The organism is Micromonospora sp. NPDC005206, assembly GCF_040608175.1.
Classification (GTDB): Bacteria; Actinomycetota; Actinomycetes; order Mycobacteriales; family Micromonosporaceae; genus Micromonospora.
Window position 1 is genome coordinate 294,468 of record NZ_JBEXHU010000008.1, and the last position, 10,714, is coordinate 305,181.

Below are 10,714 nucleotides of genomic sequence, written 5' to 3' on the forward strand. Positions count from 1 at the left end.
ACCGGAAGCCACGCCGGTGACCAGTCCCGTGACGGCTGGGCGGCTCCGGTGTCGACGCAACGTGCCACCACCGTCGCGGAGTGCGCGGATCAGGTGCCGAGCAGGGCGTCGTGCACCTCGGCCCAGACCTGCTCGTTGGCCGCGACGAGCAGGCCGTGACCCTCGTCGGCCGGGTGATAGTCGACCCCGTCGAACCGGCGGGCGACGCCGCCGGCCGCACGGACCAGCAGGGTGCCAGGGCCGTGGTCCCACGGCAGGGTGCGCCAGAAGAGGACGAACTGCTGCTCACCGGTGAGGATGTCCAGGTACTCCCGGCCGGCGCAGTGCTGGCCGGGCAGCAGCTCGCCGAGCCGCCGGCCACCGGCACGGACCCGGTCCCGGGTCTCCGGTGGCAGGAACCGGGTCATCGCGGCGCCACGCAGCTCGCCCATGCGCGGCCCGGCACCGGTGTCGCCCACCGGCCGGCCGTTGAGCAGGGTGCCGTCGTCGGCCCGACCGCTGGCCAGGATCCCGGCCAGCGGGTCCAGGATCCAGCCGGCGGCCGGCCGCCCGTCGGTCAGCAACGCCACCATCAGGGCGAACGGCCGGCGACCGGCGGCGAAGTTGGCGGTGCCGTCGATCGGGTCGACCAACCAGACGTCCCCGCCGTCGCGCAGGTGCCGCAGCAACCCCGGATCGTCGGCGACGCCCTCCTCGCCGACCACCATCGAGCCGGGCCGCAGCCGGCGCAGCCCCGCGGAGATCAGCTCCTCGGCGCGGCGGTCCGCGACGGTGACGATCTCGCCGGGCGCCTTCTCCGACACGTCGGCCTCGTCCAGCTTGCGGAACAGCGGCAGCACGATCTGGTCGGCGGCCTCCCGGAGCAGGTCACCGACGTCGTCGAGCAGGCCGTCAGCCACGCGGCGGCAGCTTGACCACGCTGACGAAGAACTCGTCGATCTGCCGGACCACCGAGATGAAGCGCTCGAAGTCCACCGGCTTGGTCACGTAGGCGTTGGCGTGCAGCTGGTAGCTGCGCAGGATGTCCTCGTCGGCCTGCGAGGTGGTGAGCACCACGACCGGGATCCGACGCAGCTCCTCGTCCTTCTTGATCTCTTCCAGCACCTCCCGGCCGTCGCGGCGGGGCAGGTTGAGGTCGAGCAGGATCAGGTCGGGCGTCACGGCCTCGGCGTACTGGCCCTCCTGCCGCAGGTAGGCGAGCGCCTCGGCGCCGTCGGACACGACGGTCAGCCGGTTGCGGAGCTTGTGCTCCTCGAACGCCTCCTGGGTCATCAACACGTCACCCGGATCGTCCTCCACGAGCAGGACCTCGATCGGGCTCTTGCCGTCCGCCGGCGCGGTCATCCCACCGTCTCCCTCATGTCACCCGTTCTACCGCCTTCCGGGGATCCGTCGGCCCGGTCCGGCCGGTCCGCCCCGGCGGACTGGTCCGCGGAGGTTGCCGGCGCCTCGTTCGAGGGCACGGCGTCGCCGGTCGCGACACCCGCCGCGGGCGCCTGCGGCGGTTCCGGCGACTCCGCGGCGGCTGCCGCCGGCTCGACGTCCTCGGGCAGCGCCGGCAGGGTGAACCGGATCGCCGTGCCCTCCGGTACGTCCGTGTCCACCCAGACCCGGCCGCCGTGATATTCGACGATCTTCTTGACGATGGCCAAGCCGATGCCGGTGCCCGGGTACGCGTCCTTCGAGTGCAGCCGCTGGAAGATCACGAAGATCTTGTCGGCGAACTCCGGCTCGATCCCGATGCCGTTGTCCTGGCAGCTGATCTCCCACTCGGAGCCGACCAGCCGGGTCGAAATGTGCACCTTCGGCGGCACGTCCGGGCGGCGGAACTTGATCGAGTTGCTGACCAGGTTGGCCAGCAGGTTGGTGAGCAGCGGCTCCTCGCCCCGGATCACCGGCAGCTCGGTCCAGGTCAGCTCGGCGTCGGCGTACTGCCGGGCGGCCTCGGTCTGACCGGCCACGTCGCCCATCACCTTGTTCAGGTCGACCTCGACGAAGCCGTTGGTGAGCCGCCCGATCCGGGAGAACGCGAGCAGGTCGTTGATCAGCCGCTGCATCCGCTGCGCGCCGTCCACCGCGAAGGCGATGTACTGGTCGGCCCGCTCGTCGAGCTGACCGGCGTAGCGGCGCTGGAGCAGCTGGCAGAAGCTGGCGACCTTGCGCAGCGGCTCCTGAAGGTCGTGCGAGGCCACGTACGCGAACTGCTCCAGGTCGCGATTGGACCGGGTCAGCTCCTCGGCCTGCTTCTGCAGCTGACTGTTGACCCACTCGATGCGCTCGCGGGCCTCCCGCACCTCGGCCAGGTCGGAGGCGATCTTCTGGCGCATCGCGTCCACATCCGCGCCGAGTTGGACGAACTCCGGCGGGCCGGTGGTGGCGATGCCGTGCTGGTAGTCGCCCTCGGCGACCTCGCGGACCTGGTCGGCGAGCCCGATCAGCGGCCGGATCACCATCCGGTCCAGCGAGAGCAGCAGCACCGCGCCGGCGACTACCACCACCAACGCGGCAATGATCAAGAGCGCGACCAGCAGGTTGCTGCTGCTGCGTACGTCAGACGCGGACTGTTCCCGGGCCGCCAGTATCTCCCGCTGGAGGTCGTCGATCGCCGACCGGACCTCGTCGAACTGCTGCCGGGCCCGTTCGGTGACCAACGCCTGACCGGCGCTGGTGCCGCTCTGCTCGGTGGTGCTGATCACCGGCAACGCCACCGACTGCCGCCACTGCTCGGCCCGCTCCTCGACGATCCGCAGTTCCTGGCCGATCTGCGGGTAGTTGTCGAGCAGGGCCTGCATCGCGGCGACGACCTTCTGCTCCTGGTCGAGCCCCGCCTGGTACGGGCCCAGGTCGTTCGGATCACCGCTGACGGCGTACCCGCGAACCGCCGTCTCCTGGTCGAGCACCGCGTTGAGCAACTCCTGCGCCTGCACCCGCAGCGGGCCGGTCTCGTTCAGGATGGCGTCGATCTGGGTGCGGTTGCGCGCGGCCATCGCCGCCTCCGCCCCGGCCAGGCCGATCAACAGCACGCCCACGACGGTGAGCAGGGTGATGACCCGGCGGCGCAGACTCCAGCCGCCGACCACCGGCGTCACCGGCCACCGCCACGGCTGACCAGCAGCATGGCCACGTCGTCAGCGAGGGGGCCACCGTTGATCTGCTCGGCCCGGCCGACCAGCCACGCCGGCAGTTCGGGCAGGGACACGTCACGGTTGGCCGGCTCGTCGAGCAGCCCGCTCAGGCCCGGCACGTCGAGCCGCTCGTTGCCCTCGCCCACCCGCCCCTCGATCAGGCCGTCGGTGTACATCAGCAGGGACCAGTCATCGGTGTCGAACTCCAGGTCATAGGCGATCGGGCGGCGCGGTCGTACGCCCAGCAGCAGGCCCCCGGGCGCGGGCACCGGGGCGACCCGCCCGTTCGCGAGCAGCAGCGGCGGCGGGTGCCCGGCGAGCCGGACGGTCGCCCGGTTGGCGTCCAGGTCGAGTCGGGTGGTGGCCACCGTCGCGAAGATCTCCTGGAGGCGGCGCTCGCTCATCAGCACCTGCTCCAGCGCCGGCAGCACCTCGTCGTCCGGCACCTTGGCCAGCACCAGGGCCCGCCAGGCCACCCGCAGCTCCACGCCGAGCGCGGCCTCGTCCACGCCGTGCCCGCAGACATCCCCGACGATCAGGTCGAGGCGGTCCGGACGGGTCTGCACCACGTCGAAGAAGTCCCCGCCGATCAGCGCGGCGTGCCGGCCCGGCCGGTAGAAGGTGTGCACAGCCACCTCGTCGGTGGACATCAGTGGCTGGGGCAGCAGGCCGCGTTCGAGCCGAGCCGACTCGGCCTGACGCAGCTCGACCTCGCGCAGCCGGCGGGCGTTCACGTCGGCGCGCTTGCGCTCCACCGCGTAGCGCAGCGCCCGGGTCAGCAGCACCCCGTCCACCTGGCCCTTGACCAGGTAGTCCTGCGCACCCTCGGCGACCGCCACGATGCCCAGGTGCTCGTCTGAGCGGCCTGTCAGCACACAGACCGCGGCGCCACTGGACATCTCCAGCACCTGACGCAGGCCGTCCAGGCCCTGCGCGTCCGGCAGGCCCAGGTCGAGCAGGACACAGTCGACGCCGATCATCCGCTGCCGCGCCTCACTGAGGCTGCTGGCGACCAGCAGGTCGATCATCGAGTTCGTTTCGGCCAGCAGCTCGCCGACCAGGAAGGCGTCGCCCTCGTCGTCCTCCACCAGCAGCACCCGCAACCGCTCACCGGGCGGTAGGTTGGCGTGCCGCGCCAAGCCGCCGTGCGGGTACGGCACAACGGGGGAACCGGCCATGCCGCCTCCCCGGTGCGGCCGGGTCACCGCCGCGAGACGCGGGAGATCGCTGGTGATGTCGGGCTCCTTCCGAGTGCCCTGCTGATCCTGTATTAGACAACGGTCGCACACAACACGACGGCCTCGGCGCGGCCGGGGATGGGCCGCCTCACTGCCCCGCCGAAGGACAAACCGGGCACGGTGGACACTCGAGCGTCCGGCCGTCCCACCCGACGACTACCCGACCGGCCGTCCCACCCGGGGCTGCCGGAGGGCAGGATGGTGCCACCCCAGGCACCACCACCCCGAGGAGTTCCCGTGGGCGCACCCCCCACCCCCGCCACGACGGGCATGCCGGTTCGCCCGGGTCCGGGCGTACCGGCCGCCGACCGCGCGCTGGCCCGGCCCCGCCGGCGGCTCACGGCCGTCGCGGCCGCCCTCGTCGCGCTGGTCGCCGTCGGCGCCGGCAGCCTGCTCGACCTGCGCACCCCGGCCCCGACGCCGGCCGACGCGCCCTCCGACGAGTTCAGCGCCACCCGGGCGTACGAGGACGTCCAGGTCATCGCAGCCCGGTCGCACGTCGCCGGCAGCCCGGCCAACGACCAGGTTCGCGCGCACATCGAGCAGCAGCTACGCGGTCTGGGCCTGGAGACCGGGGTGCAGGACACGGTCGCACCGGAAGCCGGCCAGCTCAGCGGGGCCGCGGGCGGGGCCACCCTGGCCCGGGTCCGCAACGTGGTGGCCCGAATGCCCGGCACCGACCCGACCGGCCGGGTCTTCCTCGTCGCCCACTACGACTCGGTGCAGACGGGCCCGGGCGGCAACGACGACGCCGCCGGCACCTCGGCGATCCTGGAGGTGGCCCGGGCGCTGGCTGCCGGCCCCCGGCCGCGCAACGACATCGTCTTCGTGCTGACCGACGCCGAGGAGGCCTGCCTCTGCGGCGCGTCCGCGTTCGCCGCCAGCCACCCGCTGGCGGCCGACGGTGGGGTGGTGCTCAACCTGGAGGCGCGTGGCTCCACCGGGCCGGTGATCATGTTCGAGACGTCCCGGAACAACGCGAAGCTGGTGGACGTCTTCGGCCGGGCCGCCCCGCACCCGGTCGGCACCTCCTTCGCCGTGGAGATCTACCGCGCGCTGCCCAACGACACCGACTTCACCGCCTTCCTGGACCGGAAGTTCGTCGGGCTGAATTCGGCGTACATCGACGGCGGCGCGATCTACCACACACCGCTGGACACCCCGGCGGCCATGGACCGCGGCAGTCTCCAGCAGCACGGGGACAACGCGCTGGGCCTGGCCCGGGAGTTCGGTCGCACCGACCTGACCGACCTGCGCTCCGGGCACGACGCCACCTACTTCCCGGTCCCCGGCGGGCTGGTCCGCTACCCCGGCTGGCTCACCCTGCCGCTGGCACTGCTCGCGGTGCTCGCGGTGGCCGCGCTGGGCTGGCTGACCCGGCGACGGGGCCGGGCCACCACCGGTCGGCTCGCCGCCGGCTTCGGGCTGGCCCTGGTGCCGATCGTGGCCGCGCCGGTGGCCGCGCAACTGCTCTGGATGGCGATCACCGCGATCCGACCGGGGTACGCCGAACTGCTCGACCCCTACCGGCCGACCTGGTACCGGCTGGCCGTGCTGGCCCTCGCCGCCGCCATCCTGTTCACCTGGTACGCGCTGACCCGCCGCCGGATCGGACCGGCCGCGCTCGCCGTCGGCGGGCTGGCCTGGCTGGCCCTGCTCGGGGTGCTGCTCGCCGTGGCGGTGCCCGGCGGGGCGTACCTCACCACCCTGCCGGCGCTCGCCGGCGCCCTCGGCGGCCTGCTCGCGCTGCGCACCCGGCAGACCGGGCCGTGGCCGGTGGTGGCGGTGACCGCCGCCGCGGCGGTCGGCGTGGTCATCCTGCTGCCCACCGTGGTGCTGCTCTTTCCCGCGCTGGGAATGGCGATGGGTGGGGTGGCCGCGCTGGTCGCGGTGCTGCTCGGCCTGACCGCGCTTCCGGTGGTCGACCTGCTGCACCCGCAGGCCGGCGGCCAGCGCGGGCTGGTCGCGCTGCGGGCCCGGCGGCTCGCGATCCTGCCGGCCGGAGCCGCCGCCCTGGCGGCCGTGGTGCTCGCCGGGGTCGGGCTGGCCGTCGACCGGTTCGACGCCGCCCACCCCGCGCCCACCCACCTGATGTACGCAATGGACGCCGGCACCGGCCAGGCCCGCTGGCTGAGCCATGAGACCGACCCGCAGCCGTGGACGGATGGCTACGTGGACGGGGTGACCGACGTCGGCGACGACTTCCCCGGCCTCGGCGACGGTGAGCTACGGACCGGCCCGGCGCAGCCGGCGAACCTGCCGGCGCCGAAGCTGGAGGTGCTCGCCGACTCCGGCTCGGGTGGGGAACGCACGCTCCGGCTGCGGCTCACCCCGCAGCGGGAGGTCCGGCTCGCCACCCTGCACGTCGACACGTCGACCGCCACCGTGCTGCGGGCCGAGGTGGCCGGCCGGTCGGTGCCGGTGGAGCCCCGGGACGGCCGATGGGGCTTCGGGCTGGTCTTCCACGCCCCACCGGCGGAAGGGATCGAGGTCACGCTGACCCTGCGACCGATCGCCGGGCAGGTTGCGGTGCGGGCGATGGACGCCAGTGACGGGCTGGACGCGCTGCCCGGCTTCCGCCCCCGGCCACCGGCCGTCGGCATCGTCGGCTCGCACAGCTCCGAGATGCTGGCGGTCGCCCGCACCTATCCCATCTGACGGGCGGTCCGGTGGTCCGCTGGAGCATTCTCCGCCGGACCATCGGCCCCGCGGTCAATCATCGATCGCCTGGTAGACAGCGGTCCCCCGACGGCCCGGAAACGGCATGATCTTGGTGGATTCGATTTTCTCGGTGTGAACTGCCGGCAAGGCGGGCCGCTTGAGGTCCGGTGCGCGGTCGGCGGGCCGAGCCACGTCCCTACCGGCTCGGCCCGCTTCCGTCGGCTGCTGCACTTCCCTGCTGTACTCCTACGGCGGCTTGGTCGGGCCGTTAGCTGTCGCCACCAAAGAGGGAGAGATACCGGCCGAGGTAAAGGGGCCACCCGGTGTCGCTGTCGACCCCATCTCGGACCGACTCCCAGCCAGGGCCGTGCCGGTCAAGGTGCCGGTGTTCCAGCTCGATCCGGGTCTGAGCTGGCGTCTCGACGACGAATATGACTTCGACCTCGCTGGTGAGGTCCGGATCGGTTTCGACCTGCCAGGTCGGTCCGATGTCCCAGCTGAAGACGACCCGGGTCGGCGGCTCGTACGCGAGAATGCGCGCCCACCGGCATTCGCTTCCGTCGGCACCCCGGTCGTAGATGTGCCCGCCAACCCGGGGCTCGAACACGGTCTCGGCGATCGGGACCTGGAGCAGATTGTGTTCGCGCGGCTTGAAGTCGCCGAACCGCTCGGTGAATACGGTGAAGGCCTGCTCGATCGGCGCGTTGACGACGATCTGTCGGCGGACCACCGCCGTAGCTGCTTGCGTCATGAACTCTCCTCGGTCTCTTCAACGACGTCCTGATACCCGTCCAGCGCCCGTCGCCAGAATGTGTCGAGCTGGTCCCGTAGAGCGACCAACCCAACCGGACTGAGCCGGTAGACGCGGCGGGTGCCCACCGCCTGGTCAACGACCAGGCCCGCGCTCTTGAGCACCTTGAGGTGCTGCGACACGGCTGGCCGACTGATCGGCAGCTCATCTGCCAACTCCCCCACGGCGCGTGGTCGCTCGGCTAGGCGCTGAACGATGGCGAGCCTGCTGGGATCACCCAGCGCCTCCCAGCCCGGGTGCATTCCGTAAGTGGCCACGAACGAAAGCTACGACTTACCGTTGCCGTCGTCAAGGCAAACCACGAAACGGCTCGCCGCTCAGGCCGGTCGCTCCCGTCCGGCCATCTCGTCAACTGCCGGCCAGCGAAGATCGCACCCGGCGGGCCATCGATATGGCACTCGGCGGGGACCAGGCCGGCCCCGCCGCCTCTACTTCCAGCGGTATTGATCGCGGGCCGAGGCGTAGTCGATCAAACCGGACGAGACGTCCTGTGACCTGGGCCGGGACGCGTCATCGAGGGTCATCGGTGGGCACTGCTGGTTCACCTCAGACGGCCTGGAGACGGCCTGATCTTGAGGGCTCACGCGTAGTTGTCCCGGAAGGTGAGCCGAACGCGGGTGTGCAACGATGATCGGCATGTCGACTCCACGAAAGGGCAATGCCGCGTAGGCGCCCCGCACAACTGCGTGCCGACTCCATCTACCGGCGACCGCTTGACGAGTCAACCTCCGTCATCCCCGGGCTCTCGGCCCGCGGCTTGAAAGCCATCGCCTACCTCGAACGCACCCGCCTCTGGAACCAGGCCGTGTCTGATGCACTGCGGACCTGGTCATGGTTCATGCGCCACCCCTGGCATCGCTTGTGGGACCCGAATGCCGGCTGCGGAGTGATGGAGTGCTGTCCGAACCCGCCCGAGTTGCGCTGGATCCTGGACGTCGCCGTTGCCGTCCTGCCGCCGCAGGACGCCCGAACCCTCCGCAAGCAGATCGCGGCCCTCGATGAGCTGTGGTGACCCGCCGCAACGGCATCTAGTCGGCTCGGGCGTCTCCGACCCGTCGTTCATGACCCCCGTCGGGGGGAGCCTGGTTGGCATTGTCGTTCAGTGTCGGCTGGTGTCGTTCCCTGTGGTCCTGCTCTCGGCGTCTCGCCGGCTGTGATCTTTGGTGTCGGCCGGAATCGCACCGTTCGCTGACTCCCTGCTGACTCGTGCGCCGTGGGGATGACTGCTGAGCTGTACGGTCGCGGAGTGGAACGCGGACAGCTGATCTCCCTGCTCGGCGGCCAGACAGCATCCTTCGCGGCCTGCCGGCAGGCACTAGAGCGTGGGGCATCCTTCACATTGTGGGACGGGCTTCTGCCTGCGCGTCACTTCGCAGGGATCTACAAGAGGCGCGAGCGACACACCCGGGAAGCTGGCATCCCCACCGTGGGTTTCGCTGAGGCCGTCATGACCCTCGGCGCCCTAGAGGACGAGCTGTTGCAGATCGCAGGCGTCAGGCAGACCGATCCTCCGTACTACTTCCAACTGTTCCTGACTGCTGACCCGTTCGCGGTGGTGGCGTGCATCGGGGTCGATCAACAGCACCATGCCGGGGGTCCGGCTAGACAGCCCGGTCGAGGCCGCTAACCGCGCACGCCGTTGCACACTTCGTCCCGAACGCCGTTGCGGCGCACCTTCTCCTGCCATTGGCTGTCGTCCCGTGCCCCTCGGCTTGGCCACCACCCCGCCTGCTGTCGTTAGGCGTCGATGGCAGGCGGGCCGTTCGCTGCCTCCTTGCTGCTTCGTGAGCATCGAGCAACCGCGGCAGCTGGGCTCCGAAGCTAGCGCCGGGTGGCGTCGGTTGGCTGCGGCAGAGCACGACGCACGGAGAGCCCACCGCTACCGACTCGCGCGGCGCAGGCGCTTCTCGACCACAACGGGCGGCAACGGGCCACCGTGCCGGCGCCAGCTAGCTCGCGGCCTCCGGTAGATGTTGACGCGCACAGCGAGACTGACGACGTGGATGCGTGGGTGACGCTAGTCGCGGCCGTTGCAGGTGCTGGGATTGCGATCTTTGGGCAACACATAACTAAGCGAGGTGAGAGCAACGCTCGGCTGGCCGAACTCCTCCTCGAGCAGTGCTCTCAGGTCCTGGCACTGTCCGAGGATTTTCGGAACCGGTTGTGGGAGGAACGAGAGCTAGGACTTCCCGGACGCGTGGACGGCTGGGACCTCGGCCAGTTCCGGCTAGCCGCAGCACGCCTGCGCATCCTGTGCGGTGATCAGCATGTACTTCGGGCTCTAGACGAGCTGAACTCGTCTGGCAAGGCTCTCGGCGCGTATTGGAGGCGAAAAAATATCGACGCCGGCGAGCTCGACGCCCTCTACGAACGAGCGAAGCTGGCCGCCGAGGCCTTCGCCACCGCCAGCGCAAACCTCTTCCGTCAGCGCATCCGCGAAGGATAAAAGAGGGCACGGCCTGAGCGGTGACCGTGCCCGCGCCACCTCTGCCTTGACGGTCGGCTCCTGACTGTGGTCATTGGGGTTCGGCTCGTTGCTGTCATCTCGACCCACGCATTACGAGTCCGCCGCGGCCTGCTTGTCGGCGTGGCCCCGGTCCTTGTCGAGCTTCTTCTGACGTCCGCCAGTGCCCGCCACGACTTGCAGGCTTGGCTGCTCGGTTGGCTGCTTCGAGCCCACGCGTTCTGGCTGTCCGACATATGTTGGGTGCATGAAGGGCGTCAATGCCGATGGACCAACCAGACCGGAGGTCGGTGCCATCACTAGCGGATCGCAATCTCGCAACAACGAGATGGACGTCATCGAGATCGGGCCTCGTAGGCCACCCCTGCCATGGTGGCGGGGACGGGGAATCGCCGGCCCCATCGCTGTCGCGCTC

The 10,714-nt window shown here is 70.8% G+C and carries 11 protein-coding genes; 4 read left to right on the top strand and 7 right to left on the bottom strand.

What is annotated here, in order from left to right:
• Positions 1-89: 89 nt before the first annotated feature.
• From ABZU69_RS14835 to ABZU69_RS14850, 4 genes are read right to left on the bottom strand one after another with little or no spacing between them, the layout of a single operon-like run.
• Positions 90-899 carry an inositol monophosphatase family protein gene (locus tag ABZU69_RS14835; RefSeq protein ID WP_354964864.1) on the bottom strand — a complete coding sequence of 270 codons (810 nt, stop codon included), beginning with the start codon at positions 897-899 and terminating at the stop codon, positions 90-92.
• Positions 892-1,344: a response regulator gene (locus ABZU69_RS14840; protein ID WP_354964865.1), complete on the bottom strand. Its 453-nt coding sequence runs from the start codon at positions 1,342-1,344 to the stop codon at positions 892-894. Before ABZU69_RS14840 ends, ABZU69_RS14835 begins: the two co-directional genes overlap by 8 nt.
• Positions 1,341-3,089 carry an ATP-binding protein gene (locus ABZU69_RS14845; protein WP_354964866.1) on the bottom strand — a complete coding sequence of 583 codons (1,749 nt, stop codon included), beginning with the start codon at positions 3,087-3,089 and terminating at the stop codon, positions 1,341-1,343. Before ABZU69_RS14845 ends, ABZU69_RS14840 begins: the two co-directional genes overlap by 4 nt.
• Positions 3,086-4,303 carry a fused response regulator/phosphatase gene (locus tag ABZU69_RS14850; RefSeq protein WP_354964867.1) on the bottom strand — a complete coding sequence of 406 codons (1,218 nt, stop codon included), beginning with the start codon at positions 4,301-4,303 and terminating at the stop codon, positions 3,086-3,088. The genes ABZU69_RS14845 and ABZU69_RS14850 overlap by 4 nt, the downstream gene beginning before the upstream one ends.
• Before the next feature lie 330 nt (positions 4,304-4,633).
• Here ABZU69_RS14850 and ABZU69_RS14855 point away from each other — a divergent pair, with 330 nt between their 5' ends.
• Positions 4,634-7,021, top strand: a complete 2,388-nt coding sequence (locus ABZU69_RS14855) for a M28 family peptidase (RefSeq protein WP_354964887.1) — start codon at positions 4,634-4,636, stop codon at positions 7,019-7,021.
• A gap of 271 nt (positions 7,022-7,292) precedes the next feature.
• Here the strand turns inward: ABZU69_RS14855 and ABZU69_RS14860 are convergent, their stop codons facing one another.
• Together ABZU69_RS14860 and ABZU69_RS14865 are read right to left on the bottom strand one after the other, a co-directional pair.
• Positions 7,293-7,775 (bottom strand): SRPBCC family protein, encoded by a 483-nt coding sequence (locus ABZU69_RS14860; RefSeq protein ID WP_354964868.1) that lies wholly within the window; start codon positions 7,773-7,775, stop codon positions 7,293-7,295.
• The gene (locus tag ABZU69_RS14865; RefSeq protein ID WP_354964869.1) at positions 7,772-8,092 is read right to left on the bottom strand and encodes a metalloregulator ArsR/SmtB family transcription factor; all 321 of its coding nucleotides are present in this window, start codon (positions 8,090-8,092) and stop codon (positions 7,772-7,774) included. The genes ABZU69_RS14860 and ABZU69_RS14865 overlap by 4 nt, the downstream gene beginning before the upstream one ends.
• A gap of 500 nt (positions 8,093-8,592) precedes the next feature.
• Between ABZU69_RS14865 and ABZU69_RS14870 the strand changes: the two genes are divergently transcribed.
• The 3 genes from ABZU69_RS14870 to ABZU69_RS14880 all read left to right on the top strand — a co-directional run bounded on the left by ABZU69_RS14870 (position 8,593) and on the right by ABZU69_RS14880 (position 10,281).
• Positions 8,593-8,847 carry a hypothetical protein gene (locus ABZU69_RS14870; RefSeq protein ID WP_354964870.1) on the top strand — a complete coding sequence of 85 codons (255 nt, stop codon included), beginning with the start codon at positions 8,593-8,595 and terminating at the stop codon, positions 8,845-8,847.
• A gap of 234 nt (positions 8,848-9,081) precedes the next feature.
• Positions 9,082-9,462, top strand: coding sequence for a hypothetical protein (locus tag ABZU69_RS14875; protein WP_354964871.1), 381 nt, complete (start codon positions 9,082-9,084; stop codon positions 9,460-9,462).
• Between the two features lie 372 nt (positions 9,463-9,834).
• The gene (locus ABZU69_RS14880) at positions 9,835-10,281 is read left to right on the top strand and encodes a hypothetical protein (protein WP_354964872.1); all 447 of its coding nucleotides are present in this window, start codon (positions 9,835-9,837) and stop codon (positions 10,279-10,281) included.
• Between the two features lie 111 nt (positions 10,282-10,392).
• On the opposite strand, the gene ABZU69_RS14885 is transcribed toward ABZU69_RS14880, so the two are convergent.
• Positions 10,393-10,714, bottom strand: a 322-nt coding sequence (locus ABZU69_RS14885; RefSeq protein WP_354964873.1) for a hypothetical protein, incomplete at its 5' end; no start/stop codon positions are given.